Here is an 18,074-nt window from a genome sequence, read left to right as displayed (position 1 = left end):
ACTATGAATCTTAGCAAAACGACAGGGCTTTTCCGTAACGGACTACTACTGGCAGGCGTCAGTTTTCTTTTATCCGCTTGCTCCACTCTCGGAGAGAAGGAGGAGCCGCGCTTCATCTATCTCGACACGGCGGATACGCTGCAGATCAAGTTTCACTACAACGAGGACCCGAGCTTGCAGTTCTCCATGCCCACCGTGGCGGACCAGATGCGCGACGCTCGTTATCGCGATTACATGGAAACCATTACGCCTTACGTGGCGGCCATCAATCTGCCGATGGACTATCGCATTCTCAAGGAGCACGAGCAACCGGAGCGGGGTCACCCCGTGCTGGAAATCTTCGCCCTGCGCTGGGAGCACACTCAGATGGGAGAGATCGAAGGCGTTTTCCATGCGACCCTCACCTCGTATGGCGAACGCAACAAGCTGGGCGTGTTCACGGAACGCGAAACGCTGCGCCTCGGGTATTCGCGTGACGACTACGACCAGACGCACCGCGAAGTGTTGTCCAAGTGCCTGGGGCAGATCTTCGTCAAGCTGGACCAGCATTTCGAGCTGCCAGGCGAAAACGGTCCGGGCAGCCCGATGGGCGAGGAAAGCAGCGCGTTTCTAGAATGAGTAACCGATGCCAAGCACGTACTCGCCGTTCCAGTCTGAGGAGGTGCCGGCTCGCTTGCTCTGATACATCAAGTAGTAGGTGCCCTTGATCCCGTCGCCGTGCTTCGCGGTGAGAATCGCCGGGTAGAAGCGGTTCATGGTGATCTTGCCTTTGTCTTCCTCGAAGAAAATTTCGTCGCCGATCGAGAAGGAGCTGAAAGGGCCGTTCTCCAGCTTCCACGTGACCTTGCTGCGGTGTCTGAGACGATGAAAGATCTCGCTGCCCTTGTCTTCCTTCCACCGCAACTCCCAGCGGTTGCGCATGCTCAGGTCCGGACCGTTCTGACCGAGCGAAATCTTGCTGGGATTCAGTTCCAGCTCGAGCCGGATGGTGTGGTTCCAGTCGCTGGCCTTCTTGCTGTTTTCGAACGAGAGGTGAGACCCAAGCTGCCAGTCGGAGTTGAGCGAGGTGTAAAACTGCTGTCCGATGCGGTAGTAGGTGAGCTCGGAAGCGTCGGGAAGCCTGAGCTCGACCGCCGTTTTCGTTTTGGTCTTGTCGGTCAGTTCGTAGCTGGGAGCGCTAGCGCTCAGCCAAACGGCAGTGCCTTCGCTGGCATGTGAGAGAAGACCGCCGAAGCAGCCGATTGCGACGAGCGCAAGTCGTGATATTTTGGATACCATGATAGTCTAGGTGTGTTTTTTAGTCGTTGAGAATATGGGCTCGCTAGAACTGCTCCCAGTCGAGGTCGTCGTCGCTGGAGCTCGCGCTGGAGACAGCTGCCGCTTGACGTTTCGGGGCGTTCCAGCTGGAGTCTGCCGCTTTTTCGGATTGGAAGCTGCTTGCCGATGACGATTTCGGCGCGGAAAAATCCTCCGAGGTCGCGGCGCTTTTGGCCCGGTGGCGGGTGATCTCATGGTTTTCCACTCCCAGCACGCGCGAGAGATCCAGCACCATCGAGCGCAGCTGATTGGCCTGTGTGTCCAGCTCGTTCGCGGCGCTCGCTGTCTCTTCGGATGCGGCGGCGTTGCTCTGCGTGAATCGGTCCATTTCGGCGATGGCGGAATTGAGCTGGGTAATGCCGCTTGACTGTTCTTGAGCGGAGCTGGCCATTTCTGCGAGCAATTGATCCATCTCCGTCGCCTTGTCGAGGATGCTGCTCAGTTTATTGGATACGCGTTCGGTCGCCTCGATCCCCATGGCGCTGCGCGCGGTGGACTCCTCGATGCGGTTCGAGGTATCTCTCGCTGCCGTGGCGCAGCGTTGAGCCAGCGCCCGCACCTCGTCCGCCACCACGGCGAAGCCAGCGCCCGCTTCGCCTGCTCGAGCCGCTTCCACGGCCGCGTTGAGGGCAAGAATGTTGGTTTGGAAAGCGATCTCGTCGATGGTCTTCAAGGTCGTAGCGATATTGGCGCTGGATTCCTCGATCAGACGCATGGTCTGAATCATCTCCGCTGCTTCCTTGTGCCCTTGTTTCGCTGCTTCGTTGGTCGCTTCTGAAACGCGCTTGATGCGGTGGGCCGACTCGGCGCCTGACTGGATCTTTGCGGCGCTTTCCTCCAGCGAGGCGCTGGTTTCCTCCAAAGTGGCTGCTTGGCGCGAAGCCCCGTCGGCGACGCTTTGACTGCTGCTGTGGATCTGGTTCGCCGAGTTCGCGGTCTGGTTCGCGTTGAGGGCGAGGTCCTTGGACAGGCGGGTCAGCTTTCGGCCGATACGAATGCCGATAGACCAGGTTGTGAAGAAGCCCCAGAGAATGCTGAGCGCCACGAAAGATACTAGGAGAACGGTGGCCGTTTTCGAAGTGGAGCTTGCTTGCTGACTGATCTTTTCCGATTCGATTTCGAGGATCTCGGTCAGCTTGTCGACGCGGTCCCGCGCGGCGTCGAAGGCGGCGATGGTCTCACCATTCACCAGCTCCAGCCCTGCCTCTCGTTGCGATGGCTGATCGCTTGTCAGAAGGGCGAGCGAGCGTTCGCTGAGCCGCTTCCATTCCTCGTACAAGTCCACGAACTCGGTTTGCAGCTGTTCCACTTGTGGCGTTGCGTACTTGCTGACCGCGCTGCTGAACAGAGCGAAGCGCTCGCTCACCTGAGCGATGTTCTCGTTCGCCGAGTCGATCTGCTCCGCGTAGCCTTCGGGTGTTGCGTCTCCAAGTTTCAACTGCGCGACCAAGGCCTGATGCATGTCCCGGTCGAGCTGCAGCAGATAGTCGGTGGCAGGCAGAATGTTGCTCGAAAAGAGCTCCAGTCGATCGAGGATGCTCCTGCTGGCGGAGATGCCGACTGTCCCGAGAGCGACGCATAAGACGGTGAGGGCGGTGAAAGCGAGGGTGGTTTTCTTGGTGTAGGTGAGGTGCATAGCGTGGCGATTGGTCGTTGCGATTTTCTCCAAGCGGTTGAGGAGCTCGTTTCGCTTGATCGCTCACTATACCTGTATCTTGATGATGTAGGACAACATTGGATACCTTTTGTATTCCATTTACGCGAATTCCCAGGAACGCCTCAGCTCCGGACCGGTACATCGCTTCGGGCCGTCTGGTGTGGTTTCCTCAGTTCTCTCGTTTCTCATTGGTCCGAAAGAGTCTTTTTGCATTTTGCGCGGCAATTTACTGTCAAGCGGATCGGGTGGCTTGAAACCCGTTGAATGGGGAGGACTACGTATGCTTTGGCATGAAGGCAGCTGAGGCGGTTTCAGTTTCAAACTGAAAAGAGGGAAATGAAAATACGAAGCAAGATGACTAAGGGACTTCTTGCCCTAGGCATGTCGTGCCTGATGGCAGGGGGCTCCAGCGACACGAACGCGCGAGCCGATGCGGAGTCGGCTTCACAGAAGGCGATTGAGGTGAAGGCCCAACCGATGCCGACGTTTCCGAGCAAGCTGCTCTCGAAAGGGATCCATACGGGCAGCGTTGTGGTGGCCTTGAGCGTCGATGAACTCGGCTACCTGACCGATTGGCTGGTGCTGGAGGCAACGGATCGGGAGTTCGCTCTAGCGGTGGCCGAAGTGATTGACTATTGGACGTTCGAGCCTGCGAAGCGCGGCGGGATCCCTTTCTATACGGAGCAGATGCTGCCGATCTACTTTAGCGATGCTGGGGGACAAGGCCGGAAACGAACTAAAGGACGTTTCTCGATATCGGACTTCTTCCAGGACGTTCCCAGCATGAGTCCGGCCATGCGCTATCGGTTAAACCCGATCGTATTCGCGAACGCGAGCGAGCTCGACGAAGCGCCGACTCTTCTTTTCGGGGTCGAGCCGCGAATACCGGCGGCCGAGCAGGCCTCTTGCTCGGGCGAGGAGGCTGTGTTCGAATTCTACGTCGATCAGGAGGGAAACGTTCGCATGCCGACCTTGCTCGAAAAGGGAGAGGGCGTGTCTCCGCTGGTCACTTCCGCCGCGCAGTACGCGCTTGAGCAATGGAGATTCGAACCGCTTACCAAGGCAGGGCAGCCTGTAGTGACGAAGCTGAGACAGCGTTTTATCTTCAATCCAAGCTACGCTCAGTTCGGGCGATAGGGGCGAGTCGTTTCGTCTAACTCGCCTTGCTTGCCCAACGTCGCTCGCGCTGCTTCACTTTGACCGGTTCGGTTTGAACGATGCAGCCCACGACCGCCGGATTCTTGCGAAGCTTCACCCAGTCCTTCGTGTTCACTCGCCAGCCGAGGCTGTTTGCGGTTGGCGCGGAGGCGATGCAGGTGTCGCTGATGCGGAAGGCGAGATCGCTCGTGGTGTTGCCTCTGGAGCTGTCCAAGGTTTCTCGATACGCGTAGAGGAAACTGTCCGTGTCCTTGTCCGGATCGAGCACCCAGGTGACGTGCTTGATCTGACCCGGCATGTAGGCTTCCAGCGGGTGAATCTCGAGCACATTGAGGCGCACTTCGCCGTCGCGGCGAATGACGGTGCCTTTGATCAGCACCAGAGCGTCGTTGTCCAGGTTGTGGCCGTATTCCTCGAAGGCGTCCGCATAGCAATTGACTTGCAGTGAGGTCTTGCGCGTTCCCAGCGAGAAAAATGCCCATGGGCGGTTGTCGCGTCGCGAGAGCTTTTTGACCACGCCACCGGCGACGCCGCAGGCCTGGAATTCGACGCGGTCGCCAAGCTCGTCGACCTTGTCCAAGTCGAAATTGGTCAGGGCTTCGGCGATGCCTTTGTATTCATCAAGCGGATGCCCGGAAACGTAAAATCCGAGCAGCTCCTTCTCGTACTGCAGCATTTCGCCTTTCGGAAAGCGCTTTCGAGGATCCCACTGAGGAGCGGTGGGACGCGAGGCATCCCCCGAAGCTGACGATGGCTCTTCCGCCAGCATGTCGAAGAATGAGTTCTGCCCTGCTTCGCGATCGCGCTGCTGAGCGGCAGCGAAATTCATCGCCTCCTCCAATCGACTGAAGAGGCAGCCGCGCGGCTCGCCGGTGAAGTCGAAACCGCCAGTCTTGATCAGGCACTCTAGGACGCGGCGATTGACCGCTTTGGTATCGATGCGCTCCAGCAGATCGTCGAGTCCCTCGTAGGGCCCGTTTTGCTCGCGCTCCGCGATGATGGTTTTTGCGGCGGAGTCCCCCACGCCCTTGATCGCGGCGAGACCGAAGAGAATGGAGCCGGGGCTGTCGTCGTCGGCTTCCTCGACGGATGGCGTGAAGAATTCGTTAGACTGATTCACGTCCGGACTGAGTACGCGGATGCCCATGTTGTTGGCTTCGTCGATAAAGTGGGAAACCTTGTCCGCGTTGCCGAGCTCGGCGGAAAGCAGCGCCGCCATGAACTCCACCGGGTAGTTGGCTTTCAAATACGCCGTGCGATAGGAGAGCATGGCGTACGCGGCGGAGTGGGATTTGTTGAATCCGTACTGGGCGAACTTTTCCAGGATGGCGAAGATCTCCAATGCCTGCTTTTTCCCCATGCCATGCGTTTTTGCAGCGCCTTCCACGAAGACCTCCTTCTGGGCGTCCATGACGGATTTGATCTTCTTGCCCATGGCGCGACGCAGCATGTCCGCTCCCCCAAGCGTGTAGCCGGCGATGATGCGGGCGGACTCCATGACCTGCTCCTGATAGACCAGCACGCCGTAGGTTTCGGATACAAGCTCCTCGAGCAAGGGGTGCGGAATCTGGATCTTTTTCGGATCGCGCTTTCCTTCGATGAATTGCGGGATGAACTGCATCGGTCCCGGACGGTACAGGGCGATCAACGCGATGATCTCCTCGAAGACGGAGAGGCCGATCTGCTTGCAGAGGTTTTGCATGCCGCCGGATTCGAGCTGGAAGACGCCGACAGTGTTGCCGGCATTGAGCAGGGCGTAGGTGTTCGGGTCTTCGAGCGAGATTTTCTCGATATCGAAATCCGGCAGCTCCCGCGTCCGTCGGATGTTGTCCTGGGCGTCGGAGATGACGGTGAGGGTCTTCAAACCCAGGAAGTCCATCTTGAGCAAGCCCAGATCCTCGGACGGACCCTTTGGATATTGGGTGGTCAAGTCGCCTTCCTGGAGGGTGACTGGGACGAGGTTGTGAATCGGCTGGTCGCCAATGATGATGCCGCAGGCGTGCTTGCCGGTGTTGCGCACCATGCCCTCGATGACCTTTCCGTGCTCTATGATGGTTTTGGCCACTGGGTTGCGGCCGATTTCGCCGCGTAGATCCGCGGATTTCTCGACCGAGTCATCCAGCGAGATGTTGAGCTCGTCCGGGATCATCTTGGCGATCTTGTCCGCTTCCGCGAAAGGAAGATCGTTCACCCGAGCCAGGTCGCGCACGATCATCTTCGCCCCGAAGGTACCGAAAGTGATGATGTTGGCCACGGAGTCATGACCGTATTTTTCGCGTACGTAGTTTACCACTACATCGCGTCTGCGCATGCAGAAGTCGATATCGAAGTCGGGAGGCGAAACGCGCTCCAGGTTGAGCATTCGCTCGAAGAGCAAGCCGAAGCGCAACGGGTCGATATCGGTGATCTTCAACACGTAGGCGATGATGCAGCCAGCGCCGGAACCGCGACCTGGCCCGACGGGGATGCCCTTGCTGCGAGCGAAGTTGATGAAGTCCCAGACGATGAGAAAGTAGTCCACGAAGCCGGTGCCGGTGATGATGGCCAGCTGGAAATCCATCTGGTCGCAGACGAACTGGGCGAAATCCTCGCGCTCGTCCTCTTTTGGCGTGTAAGCGGTAGGATTGTCGTAGTCCACGCCGTAGCGTTCCTTGAGACCCTTTTTGCAAAGGTCGAGCAGGATGTATCCGTTTTTCTTATGCGCGGCGCGTTCTTCGGGCGTGAGCTTGCAGATCGTGTCGTCTCCGTTCTGCTTGTTCACCTTGGTTTTCTCACGCTCGTAGATATCGAGAATCCGGTCGAATGCGTCGTCGTCCTTCTTGTATCCAAGTTCTGGAGGACATTCGAAGATCGGGTAGTGGTTTTCTCCAAATGGAATTTCCAGGTCCACCATCTCGGCGACGTGCACGGTATTGTCGAGGGACTCCGGGACTTCCTTGAAGATTTCGTACATTTCCTGGCGGCTCTTGAGGTAGAACTCCTGGGAAGGGTACTTCATGCGGCTTTCGTCAGAGATGATCTTGCCGGTTTGGATGCAGAGCAAGGCGTCGTGCGGCTGAGCGTCCTCCTTGTAAACGTAGTGGGAATCGTTGGCGCAGATTACCTTCAGGCCGAACTCCTTCGCGAGATCGAGCTGTCCCGGGATGATGCGACGCTGAACCGGCATGCCGTGGTCCTGAATTTCGATGAAGTAGTTTTCCTTGCCGAAGATGTCCACGAAGGTGGCGGTGGCCTTGCGTGCGTTTTCGTAGTCGCCGTAGATGAGGTACTGGGAGGCGACTCCGTTGATGCAGCCGGAGAGCCCGATAAGTCCCTTTGAGTATTGAGCGAGGGTTTCCACATCGACGCGTGGCTTGTAGTAGACGCCTTCGGTGTGGGCTTTGGAGATGAGCTTCGATAGGTTCTGGTAGCCTTCGAAATCCTTGGCGATGACTCCCTTGTGGTGGATTTGGAACTTAGGGAAGTCTTCCTTTGGCGGCACGTAGTCCTCCGGAATGTCGCCGATGTCATCGGTGCGCTTTCGCTCCCGGCGGGGCCGCTCCGACATCTTGTGATCGTAAACGAGGTAGAGCTCGCAGCCGATGAGCGGCTTGATGCCGGCCTTCTTGCAGGAACGGTAGAAGTCGATGGCTCCGAAGAGGTTGCCGTGGTCGGTCATGGCCAGCGCCGGCATGCCCAGTTCCACGCAGCGCTGGGCGGCTCGAGAGGGCTTGGCGCATCCGTCGAGCAGCGAGTAGTGCGTGTGGTTGTGAAGGTGGACGAAGGGTCCTTCGGCGGGATTTGGCATGGCGGGAAAGCAAAGCCCGTTTGGCAGCTTTTTCAAAGGAAAGAAGCTAGCGATTATTCACAGGGTTGTTCCACGGTTATTAACGGGTTGTTCAGACCGCCCCGGTCTCGGGTCGGGTCGCCCTAATGCGCCATCGGGAATGACGAGCTCTGAGAAAGGGCGCAGTCGAAGCGCCCGGTTCCTTCGCTGTAGAAAGGGTAATCAAAAAACAAATAACATCTGAACGCCAAGCGATTGGCGAAGAAGGGAGAAGGAGGGAATATGAAAACGATAAGAGGGATCGCCATGGCCCTAGCGGCTTTGGCCGCGGTGGCAGCGAGCGAAGGAGGCCAAGTTTCTTCGGAACGGGGGGACGGGCCGAAGGCGAGGGAGAGGTTGGCTGAGAAGCAGTCAAGCGCCCACGTTGGAGGAAGCGAAAAGGCGCTGCGCTACAGGCAGGCTTCGGAGCGAACTGCCGTGAGCTATAGTCTTGCGAAGGGAGATGATCCGATGGAGAGTCGGTCGGAGACCGTGGTGGAAAGGCGGGGGTCGGTTGGCGTTTCGCGAGACAACGGCAAGTCGTCGTATCCGAAAACCGGTTATACGCAATAGACGGTCGTCTTTCGATTCGGACCGCTCGCGTTTCAAACGCCCGAGCCGTCTTTTTTTAAGTGGGGTAGAGGGGTTCGCAGGCCGACCTCGTGTTGATCGATAGCCGACGGCTCGTTTCGTTGCGAACTTGTCGCAATACTGTAACCACTGGAAGCTGGATTGGCGAGAGCGCTTGGTCGATGTTTTGGGGAGACTATGGATCCTGTTATTCGAATTCAAAGCGCGATCGATGAGATCGACTTGAGGACAATGCTTTCCCCTTTGCCGGCATTGAAAGCCTCCATGCTCATCGAAGATGCGTTCACTTTTCTCAATCGCGCCGAATGTCGCTACGCAGCGGTGGAATCGGAGCGTGGAGTGATCGGGCTTTGCAGCCAGCGGCGCATCGGCACGGTGCTCGGCACTCGGTTCGGCTATGCCCTCAACGCTCGATCCACCCTTCGCGACTTTCTCGTGCCGGAGTCGCTGGTGGTGCGGGTGGATGACTCGCTGGTGGACATCCTGAATCGCGCCTTCGACCGCGACGAGGAGCAGTTTTGGCATGATGTGGTCGTGACTGATCGCTCCGGGGCGTATCTAGGGCTGCTGAAGACGCGAACGCTGGTGAAGCTGCAAAGCCGGTTGCTGGGCGAAAAAGTGCAGGACTTGGAGGAAAGGCAGGTGGCTCTGGAGCGGACCACGAATCAGCTTATTCGCTCCAATCAGGAGCTGGAGATCGCGCGCGACCGCGGATTGCAAGCGGCTCGGGCGAAGTCGGAGTTTCTCGCTGTCATGAGTCATGAAATACGCACTCCACTCAATGGCGTGCTCGGCATGATCACTCTGCTGGCGGATTCCAAGCTGGATCGCGACCAGAAGGAGCTGCTTCACGCCGCTAGCGATAGCGCGGAGGCCTTGTTGCTGATCTTAAACGACATACTCGATTTTTCGCGTCTCGAGGCGGGACGCATCGAACTGGATCCTCGGCGCTTCGACGTGCGGGCCCTTGCCGAGTCGGTGCTGACCTTGATGGCGGAGTCCGCCCAGGAGTCCGGGCTCGAGGTCGTTTGCGAGATCGGGGTGGATGTCCCGCAGACCATCGTGGCTGATAGCGGGCGGATCCGTCAGATTCTGGCGAATCTGCTGGGAAACGCGGTGAAGTTTACCGAGCGAGGCGAAATCGTGCTGACGCTGAGCAGGGATTGCCGCGACGGGAAGTGCGTGGGACTTCGCTTTTCAGTGCAGGATTCAGGGATCGGGATTTCGCCGGAGGCCCAGAAACGCATCTTCAAACCCTTCGCCCAGGCGGATTCGTCCACGACCCGTCGGTTTGGCGGAACGGGCTTGGGGTTGGCGATCTGCGCCCAGCTGGTCGAAGCGATGGGCGGGGAGATCGGCGTGGAAAGCGAGCAGGGGGTGGGCTCGCGTTTCTGGTTCACCGTTCAGTGTTCCGAATGCGAAAAAACCTGCGAGCCCTACCTGGCGCGAAATCGCGGAGAGGGCAAACGGGTGCTGCTCCGAGCGGAGAATTCCAAGGTGGCCAAGGTGCTTGCCGACGAGTTCGCCTACCGCGGCTATGATGTCTCCTACAGCCGTTCGCTCGAAGCCTGTCGGCAGGACTACGATCTCGCGGTGGTGGACGAGCGTTATTTGAAGACTTTAGAGGAAGGGGAACTGGAAGGCCGGCCGGCCATCGTGCTGCATTCCTCTCACGGGAGCGAGTTGAAGGATGAGAGCGGCAAGCGGGCTCATCTCTGCAAGCCAGTGAAGCCCAGCCAGATCGATCGCTGTCTGGATGCGCTGATGGGCTCCGCGGGCGATGGAGACTCTGATGAAGAATCGTTTTCGGATATGGATGCGGCGCCGGGTTGCGAGCCGCCTCGAGCCCGAGTGCTGGTGGTGGAGGACAACGCGGTGAACCGCCGGCTGGTCACTCACATCATCGGCAAGCTCGGCTACGATTGCCATCAGGCCGAGGATGGCCTCGAAGCCCTGGAGAAGTGCGTCGACAACGAATACGACGTCATCTTGCTCGATTGTCGCATGCCGCGCATGGACGGATACGAGTTTGCCCGTAAGCTGCGTCAAGCGGAGGAGGAGTCCGGCACGGGGGCTCGAATGCCTCTGATCGCCCTGACCGCCAACGCCATGCAAGGGGATAGAGAGCTGTGCTTCGCCGCCGGAATGGATGCCTACCTGACCAAGCCGATCAAGAAGAAGCTCCTGGCGGAAATGCTGGAGCGAGCGCTTGAAGGTCGTTTGCAGGAGGTTGAGGACGAAAGCTGCTGCATCTAGAGTGACCCTATTCTTAGAAAAGGGTTGACGACCAGAGGCAAAGGGTCCTTGTTACGCCTCTTTCACTTTCCCGTTATGGCAATCGAAGTAAAAATCCGCAAAAACGAACCAGTAGAACGTGCTCTCCGCCGCCTGAAGAAGAAGCTCGATCGCGAAGGCGTCATCAAGGACGTGCGCGCGAATCGCTACTTCGAAAAGCCTTCCCAAGCGAAGCGCCGTCAGAAGAAGGTCGCAGCCTTCAACAACATGATCCGCTGCAAGTACGACAACTAGTCGACTCCTGCCTTCTCAGTATCACCTTTCGTAAGACCCTCCGGAAACGGCGGGTCTTTTTTTTCGCGGTTCCGATTCCGAGCAGGTAGGGAAAGGCGCAACTCTTTTTTGCCACGTTGCGAATATCGGTTGCGCAGGCGGCGAGCAGGTCGGTCTTTGTGCGGCGCGTTCAGTCGAGCTTCATCAGCTCTTCGATCCAACGGCGGTGCGGGCCTGAGAATGGAAGCTTCTGGACCTGCTCGGGGCTGGCCCAGAGGTAGTTGACGGGCAGCTGATCAGGCAGCTGCTCGGGAGCGAACCTGTGGAAGCGTTCGGTGATGCGGTAGCGGGTGATGCCGCGTTTGCGCTCGAGCAGCGCTTTGTCGCGGGTCGGCTCGAGCCCGAGCTCGCCTAGCTCCGGAAGCTCGTGCAAGCCTCTCATGCGCTTGGCGGAGTCGGGGATGCGATGCAGCAGAATGCCGGCGGGACCGTTCACCCAGGCGCGCTCGACGGTCTTCGACTCGAAGCTCGTTTTCGCGAGCGCGGGCAGCCGTTCCGCGATCCCTCGGGCGTAGCCTTGGCAGAGCTCGCGCACTGGGCAGAGCAGGCAGTTCGGCTTCTTCTTCAAGCAGACGGTGGCTCCGAGCTCCATCATGGCTTGGTTGTGGTCGCCCGGACGTTGACGATTCAACAACGCGTCCGCCAGGCCCCGGTAGGATTTGGCGGCGTCGGTGGAGTTTTTGTACGCCTGCTCGTCTGCAGTGAGGCGAGCGAGGATGCGCACCACGTTGCCATCGATGACGGCGGACGGGGCGTTGAAGGCGATGCTGCAGATGGCGGCTGCGGCGTAGGGGCCCACACCTGGAAACGAGAGCCAGCTCTTCGCGTCGGTCGGCAGGTCGGGGGCCGGGATTTCCGCTATCTCGCGAGCCAGTTTATGTAGGTTTCGGGCTCGTGAATAGTAGCCCAGTCCCTCCCAGCTTTTCAGGACCTGTTCTTCGCTCGCGGCTGCGAGGGTGGCGAAGTCCGGATAGGCTTCCAGCCAGGCGGCGAAGTAGGGCAGCGCGGTCTTGACCTGGGTCTGCTGCAGCATGAATTCGGAAACGACTGTCTTGTATAGACTTGGGGAGCGTCGCCAGGGCAGGTCGCGGGCGTTCGCGTCGTACCAGTGGATGAGCGTTTTCCGAAAGGAGGTCTTTTTGTCGGTCAGGGGCTTGGGCATTGGTTGGGCAAGGGCATAAGCCATTGGTCGCGCGACACAAGCGCGCAGGAGGATTTTGTGCGATGGAGCGGAGTCGAGCGATGGTCTTGGCGATGGTGTTACTTTTTCGTTTCCAAACGCTTGCGGCTCTGCCTTGCTGTGGGAGAAACGATTTTTTGATGGCCCGAGGAAAAAAGAAACCAGTTGTCGATCCTGACGCGCCCAAGAAGAAGAGCATGTACACCAACAAGCTCACTGCGGATCAGCTGCAGAAGCTGCGGCACATCTTGGAGATGAAGATGTGGGAGCCTTACGAGGTCGATCACGCAAGCTTCGCTTTCAAGGGAAACAAGGTGAACGTGGTCGGCTACAAAAGTGGCAAGCTGGTGGTGCAGGGCAAGGAGACGGAGGAGTTCGTTATCAACACCTTGGAACCGGAAGTTTTGGGGGAGGCTCGTTTCGGCTACGACGAGGTCTATCATCCGGAGTGGTTCGAGTCGCATGCCGGAATGGACGAAAGCGGCAAGGGCGACTTGTTTGGGCCGGTGGTCACGGCCTGCGTCATCGCCGACAAGGTCCACATCGACGCCTGGATCAAGGAAGGCATAAGGGATTCCAAGAAGATTTCCGACCCGCGTATCCTAAAACTGGATAAGATCATTCGAGAGACCAAAGGCGTCTCTGTGGAGACCTGCTTTTGCGGCATGCGCAAGTACAACGAGCTCATGGGAAAGCCGCGGGCGAATCTGAATCTGCTGCTCGCTTGGCAGCATTCCAAGTCGCTCACGGCGGCGTTGGCCAAGAAGCGGGTGCCATGGGGCATGCTGGACCAGTTTAGCAAGCAGGACCTGGTCGGTCGTTATTTTAAGGATACGTCGTTCGACCTGCGCATGCAGACCAAGGCGGAGGAGGATCCCGTCGTGGCGGCCGCTTCGGTGGTGGCTCGTGCGGAATACGTGCGCTACATGGATGGCTTGTCCAAGAAGTTTGGGGACAAGCTGCTCAAGGGGGCGAGCGCGCTTGCGAAAGCCCAGGCGATGGAAATTCTAAAGAAGTATGGACCGGAGGAGCTGGGCGCCTATGCGAAGCTTCACTTCAAGACCTCCTACGAGGTGGTCAAGGAGGCTGGCATGCTGGATCGACTGCCGCTGAAGAAGCCCAAGGAGTACACATTCGGAAAGTAGCGTGGAGGGCCCGTCGTGAAGTCGTATCGTCTCAGAGCGTTTGACCGGAAGCAGATTCGGCGAGGCGTGAGCGGATTGATCGGGGTGGACGAAGCGGGTCGCGGGGCCCTGGCGGGGCCGGTGGTCGCGGCGGCGGTGGCGGCAAGGGAATCGTTTTACGACAGCGAATGGTGCAAGCGCCACTCCTCCAGCATCAACGACTCCAAGCTGTTGAGCTTCGACGAGCGCGAGGAGCTCTACGGCAAGCTGCGCTGGCTGGAGCGCGAGGGACGGCTAGTGATCGGAGTGGGAAGAGGCTCGGTGGAGGAGATCGAGGACCAGAACATTCTCGGCGCGACACAGACCGCTATGCGCCGCGCCGTGGAGGAGATCTTGCAGAAGGCGGAAATCTCTCCTCACGATCCCGACCCGTTGTTCGCCATGGGAAATCCGGAGGCCGCGGCGGTGGAAACGCTATCGCAGTGGCTGATTCTGGTGGATGGAAAGCCGATGAAGTTGCTTGGCTATCCGCACGAGGCCTTGGTGAAAGGCGATTCCAAGGCCCTCTGCATCGCTATGGCTTCCATCGTGGCAAAGGTCACGCGAGATCGGATCATGATGGCCTTGGACTGCGAGTTTCCTCACTACGACCTGGCTTCTTCCAAAGGATACGCCACGGCGCTTCATCGCTCGGCCATATTGGAGAAAGGGGCGACGTCGATCCATCGCCCATTGTTTTTGCGCAAGCTGCTGGAAGGAGCGAGCGCCTGCGACGAGGCCCAGGAGGAGTTCGGCTTTTAGAGCGAAAGCGGTCTCGCTCGATCCTTCCCGCGAGGCGGACGAGCGACTGGTAGCGATTTTCCTCTTTCGGGATGCCGTGGGTCGCATAAAAAACCGGACGCTTCTGGGAGCGACCGGTTTTGGAAATTCGACTGGGGAGAGCAGCCCTATTTGCTCTCCGCCTTCAGCTTGCGCTGGTGGGCGAGGGTGACCTTGAACATCTGCAAGCAAAGCCAGAAGGTGCCAGCGGCGGGCAGGGCCGTGTACATGGCTACCAGCCATATGGTGCTTTCGTTTTCGCTCGGTACGTGAGGACGGAACCAGACGGTGAAGCCAAGGAAAACGACGGCGACGAGGAGCAGGTCGATGGCGATCGACTTAGGAGTTACTTTAAGCACTTTGGACATAGCTCCCAAAGGTGTTAGTCGGAGGTGGGCATCTGTCCACTCCAATTCTACGCAAACCGCCCAAAAAGCCTGAAAAAGCGTCAGGGAGCGATACCGTCCGGGTATTTGCGGGTTGAGCTCAGCGAAAATGCGGAATTCCACGCCGCATTCGGTATGCTTCACGGATTGTCGAAAACGCCCGGATCTGTTATTCTCTACGCACACTCAAAAACGAGTGAGGAACACGAAAAGACGAAAATCACCTAAACACTTTAGCGAGATTAAGTAGTCAGGTTTTAGTTCCAAAACTGAGTCGTTGCTTGGCCGGGCGGATGTGGGACCGCCCGGTCTTCTCAGTTTTATAGAGTTGGTTTAGTCGTTTCGCAGCGCCGGGTTTTCGTCGCTTTTCGTGAATCGAGCTGCAGCCGGAACTCCTTGGTAAAATGCGCGAAATCGCTCCGAGTTCCATTGACGTGGCCGCTTCTCTGTCCTACAGTTCTCGCATAGAAAACAAGGACGCGATGCCTGGCTCTGTCAATGAATCAACCAGGGAGTGAGAGCGTCAAACGGGCGGTTAATCCGCCCGTTTTCTTTTGTTAGATCAACGCGGTTTCCGGACCCGGTTGACCTCCGCTCTGCGGATTGCGTAGGGTGGCGAATCGTCCCCGGCCTCTTCCGGCCTGATAGACGCAACGCGAAGAGCTGTTTTCCGAGTAGGGCTGCTGCCTCTTTTCAAATCGCTCTTCGTCAAACTCAAACGGTTTCTCCCTATGATCACGCGCCTCGCCCACGTCTGCTTTTTCACTGACCAACCCGAACCGCTGAAGGCATTTTACCGGGACCTGCTTGGATTCCCCTTCGTTTTCGATATGAAGCATGATGACGGCACGCCCTTTGGCTGGTATTTCGACTGCGGGAACCGGACGTTTATCGAGATCTTCGATCAGAAAGGGGCGGTCAAGCAATGGGGCGGCGACGTGATCGCTCTGAAGCAGAATAGCCGCACGCCCTATCGCCACTTGTGTTTCGAAGTCGAAGGTCTGAAGGAGGAGCGTCAACGGCTGCTGGACAAGGGGGTCGAGGTCACGGAAATCATCCAGGGAATGGACCACTCCTATCAATGCTGGATCAAGGATCCCGATAGTAACCCCGTCGAGCTGATGGAGTATACGGAAGATAGCATGCAGTTTAGCCGATAGAGAACAGATCAAACGCTATGGAAAGATTCGAGGGTACTTGCGAAACGAGGGAGGAGGGATTGTCCCGCTGCGTGACGTTGAGCAATGGGGTCGAAATGCCCTGGCTCGGGCTGGGCGTTTTCGAGGTGGACGACAATGATTTGACTGAGACCATCGTTCGCCAAGCCATCGAACGCGGGTATCGGTCTATCGATACCGCCGCGCTGTATGGAAACGAGCGAGGGGTCGGAGCGGCGATTCGCACCTGCGGCTTGCCGCGCGAGCAGGTGTTCGTGACGTCCAAGGTCTGGAATACGGAGATGCGTTCGGATCGCGTGGAGCAGGCTTTCGAGGAGAGCATGAAGCGCCTCGGATTGGACTACGTTGACCTCTTTCTGCTGCATTGGCCCATCGAGGGTAAGATCGTGGCTTCGTGGACCGCGCTGGAGCGTTTCTATCGCGAAGGGCGCATCCGAGCCATCGGAGTCAGCAACTTCCTGCCTCGCCATCTCGAGGAGATAGAAACGAATTGCGATGAGATGCCGGTGGTCAATCAGATCGAATATCACCCGTATTTGCAAAGCCTCGATCTTAAACGCTATTGCGAAGAACGGAGCATACGAGTGGAGGCTTGGAGTCCGTTTATGCATGGCGGAGGCATACTGCGGGACCCGACGCTCTCAGAGATCGCGGAGAGCTATCAGAAGAGTGTTGCCCAGGTCATCGTGAGGTGGATTCTACAGACGGGAGTTGCCACCATTCCCAAAACTCAAACGGCCTCTCGCATGGTGGAGAACTCCGACGTCTTCGATTTCGAGCTCTCGGACTCCGACATGCGACGCATCGCTGACCTGGAGCGCGGAATGCGCTGGGGAGGCGATCCCAACAACTTCGATTTCTAGGGTGGTCTTGCCAATAGCGCTGGACCTCGGATCCCGTGTCGGCCTGCCAGGTCGCCTTTGAGCTCCGGAGTCCAGCCCGACTGTGGTAGGTTGGGTTGGTTGAAGCAGACGAAAGGCGGGAGGAGACTCCCGCCTTTCCCTTTCTCAGGCGCGATTCGGGAGGCTGCTCACCATGGGTTGCGAGCGTTCAACTCTCGCAGAATGATTCTCTTGAGGGCTCTTGGATCGATGCTGCCGATCTCGCGGTAGACGATTTCGCCCTCGGGGTTGATCAGCACGGTGTACGGGGCGACGCCCTGCCAATCGGGGTCGAAGGCGTCGATCAACGGGTCGCGCTTGCTCTGGGCGAAAAGGTAGTTCGCATTGGAGGCTTGTTTCTTTTTCAGAAATGCCAGCACGCGGTCGCTTTCGTCGGGTCGGTTCATCGAAACGGAGACGAACTCGAAATCCCGGTGGCGGTACATGCGATTGATGGTCACGAACTCGTCGAACTCCGCTACGCAAGGGGCGCACCAAGTGGCCCAAAAGTTGACCAGGCGGAACGTCCCGGTGCCATCGTTCGCTCGCAAGGCCGCAAGGGTTTCTTGATCTGCCATCTCGAGCGCGACCTCTTCCTGGGAGAGCTTTTTCATGTAGTCCTCGACCAGATGGGCCTTTCCGGCCCACTTGACGGAGCAGCCGACCACCTTGGTTTGAGCGAGGTTCGGTTCTTCCCCTGCGAGCAAGGCGTCTATCGCGTCCCTGAGGTAGCGCGTCTCCACATGTTGGGGACGCTCGCTATCGTCGATCGCTCCCGCGTAGCGCAGCTTGCGTTCTTGATCGAAAAGGAAGACGTGCGGCGTTACCAGTGGTCCGTACTGGCGAGAAACCGCCTCAGTGTCTCCATCATACAAATACGGGAAGTTGAAGCCGCGCTCCTCCGCGTGTTCCTTCATCTCCTCGAAGGTGTCGCCGCGCACGGCCCAGCCGAGCTCGTCGAGCCTTACGGAATCAGGATCGTTTGGACTGATGGCGACAACCGCCACGCCGCGGTTTTGATAGTCTGTCACCAGAGCTTTGATGCGTTCCTCGTAGTACTGAGCGGTGGGGCAGTGGTTGCAGGTGAATATGACCGCTAGGAGCTCGGACTGATCGAAGTCGGAGAGGGACCAGTCTTTTCCATCGACGCCTGGAAGCGTGAAGCTGGGGGCTTGGGCGCCGAGCGCCAAAGGCTGCGGATGGTCGTCGGCGGCAAACAGGTTCGCTGCGATGAAGGCGCCGACTGCGAGGGGTAGGGTGGTAAGTCTCATGGTGCGAACTTAGTATGGTTTGGATTTCGTCAACTCGCAAGTCGCAAGCCGTTTGTCAGTCTCCTCGAGGAACTCCTCCATAAGAGGAGTTCGCTTCCAGGGTGGACAGGGCGATCAAGCGAGCCTAGAATGCGTCTTT

General features: G+C 58.2%; 15 protein-coding genes. 9 read left to right on the top strand and 6 right to left on the bottom strand.

All coding sequences use genetic code 11. The features are described from left to right. The first annotated feature begins 3 nt into the window (after positions 1–3). Positions 4–618 (top strand): hypothetical protein, encoded by a 615-nt coding sequence (locus QEH54_RS08800; protein WP_309018291.1) that lies wholly within the window; start codon positions 4–6, stop codon positions 616–618. Here QEH54_RS08800 and QEH54_RS08795 read toward each other — a convergent pair. Further along, positions 610–1,278, bottom strand: coding sequence for a DUF2490 domain-containing protein (locus tag QEH54_RS08795; RefSeq protein ID WP_309018290.1), 669 nt, complete (start codon positions 1,276–1,278; stop codon positions 610–612). The two genes, QEH54_RS08800 and QEH54_RS08795, sit on opposite strands and share 9 nt — an antisense overlap. 43 nt (positions 1,279–1,321) lie before the next feature. Then, complete coding sequence (locus QEH54_RS08790; protein WP_309018289.1) at positions 1,322–2,953, bottom strand: methyl-accepting chemotaxis protein; 1,632 nt, start codon at positions 2,951–2,953, stop codon at positions 1,322–1,324. A 375-nt stretch (positions 2,954–3,328) separates the two neighbouring features. Between QEH54_RS08790 and QEH54_RS08785 the strand changes: the two genes are divergently transcribed. Next, the gene (locus QEH54_RS08785; RefSeq protein ID WP_309018288.1) at positions 3,329–4,111 is read left to right on the top strand and encodes an energy transducer TonB; all 783 of its coding nucleotides are present in this window, start codon (positions 3,329–3,331) and stop codon (positions 4,109–4,111) included. 16 nt (positions 4,112–4,127) lie between these two features. On the opposite strand, the gene dnaE is transcribed toward QEH54_RS08785, so the two are convergent. After that, entirely contained in the window at positions 4,128–7,919 is a 3,792-nt protein-coding gene (dnaE, locus tag QEH54_RS08780) for a DNA polymerase III subunit alpha (protein ID WP_309018287.1), read from the bottom strand. A 261-nt stretch (positions 7,920–8,180) separates the two neighbouring features. Here dnaE and QEH54_RS08775 point away from each other — a divergent pair, with 261 nt between their 5' ends. The 3 genes from QEH54_RS08775 (at position 8,181) to rpsU (ending at position 11,057) form a co-directional block, all read left to right on the top strand. Beyond that, positions 8,181–8,510, top strand: a complete 330-nt coding sequence (locus QEH54_RS08775; protein WP_309018286.1) for a hypothetical protein — start codon at positions 8,181–8,183, stop codon at positions 8,508–8,510. A 249-nt stretch (positions 8,511–8,759) separates the two neighbouring features. Next, entirely contained in the window at positions 8,760–10,784 is a 2,025-nt protein-coding gene (locus tag QEH54_RS08770) for an ATP-binding protein (protein ID WP_309018285.1), read from the top strand. A 75-nt stretch (positions 10,785–10,859) separates the two neighbouring features. After that, the gene (gene rpsU, locus QEH54_RS08765) at positions 10,860–11,057 is read left to right on the top strand and encodes a 30S ribosomal protein S21 (protein ID WP_309018284.1); all 198 of its coding nucleotides are present in this window, start codon (positions 10,860–10,862) and stop codon (positions 11,055–11,057) included. Between the two features lie 169 nt (positions 11,058–11,226). Here the strand turns inward: rpsU and QEH54_RS08760 are convergent, their stop codons facing one another. Next, a complete protein-coding gene (locus tag QEH54_RS08760; protein ID WP_309018283.1) occupies positions 11,227–12,258 on the bottom strand; it encodes an A/G-specific adenine glycosylase in 1,032 nt (343 codons plus the stop codon). A 158-nt stretch (positions 12,259–12,416) separates the two neighbouring features. Between QEH54_RS08760 and rnhC the strand changes: the two genes are divergently transcribed. Both rnhC and QEH54_RS08750 read left to right on the top strand, forming a co-directional pair. Then, positions 12,417–13,421, top strand: a complete 1,005-nt coding sequence (rnhC, locus tag QEH54_RS08755; RefSeq protein WP_309018282.1) for a ribonuclease HIII — start codon at positions 12,417–12,419, stop codon at positions 13,419–13,421. A 15-nt stretch (positions 13,422–13,436) separates the two neighbouring features. After that, positions 13,437–14,201: a ribonuclease HII gene (locus QEH54_RS08750; RefSeq protein WP_309018281.1), complete on the top strand. Its 765-nt coding sequence runs from the start codon at positions 13,437–13,439 to the stop codon at positions 14,199–14,201. Positions 14,202–14,347: 146 nt separating this feature from the next. On the opposite strand, the gene QEH54_RS08745 is transcribed toward QEH54_RS08750, so the two are convergent. Then, on the bottom strand, positions 14,348–14,587 hold the full coding sequence (locus QEH54_RS08745; RefSeq protein WP_309018280.1) for a hypothetical protein: 240 nt from the start codon (positions 14,585–14,587) through the stop codon (positions 14,348–14,350). A 749-nt stretch (positions 14,588–15,336) separates the two neighbouring features. Here QEH54_RS08745 and QEH54_RS08740 point away from each other — a divergent pair. After that, positions 15,337–15,765 (top strand): VOC family protein, encoded by a 429-nt coding sequence (locus QEH54_RS08740; RefSeq protein WP_309018279.1) that lies wholly within the window; start codon positions 15,337–15,339, stop codon positions 15,763–15,765. Positions 15,766–15,782: 17 nt separating this feature from the next. Beyond that, positions 15,783–16,646: an aldo/keto reductase gene (locus tag QEH54_RS08735; RefSeq protein WP_309018278.1), complete on the top strand. Its 864-nt coding sequence runs from the start codon at positions 15,783–15,785 to the stop codon at positions 16,644–16,646. 167 nt (positions 16,647–16,813) lie between these two features. Here QEH54_RS08735 and QEH54_RS08730 read toward each other — a convergent pair whose 3' ends face one another. Then, a complete protein-coding gene (locus tag QEH54_RS08730) occupies positions 16,814–17,935 on the bottom strand; it encodes a redoxin domain-containing protein (protein WP_309018277.1) in 1,122 nt (373 codons plus the stop codon). Positions 17,936–18,074: the final 139 nt, after the last annotated feature.

Origin of the sequence: Pelagicoccus sp. SDUM812003 (genome assembly GCF_031127815.1) — a bacterium.
Taxonomy (GTDB): domain Bacteria; phylum Verrucomicrobiota; class Verrucomicrobiia; order Opitutales; family Opitutaceae; genus Pelagicoccus.
The sequence above is the reverse complement of the archived record's forward strand: the minus strand, read 5'-3'. Positions and strand labels throughout refer to the sequence as shown.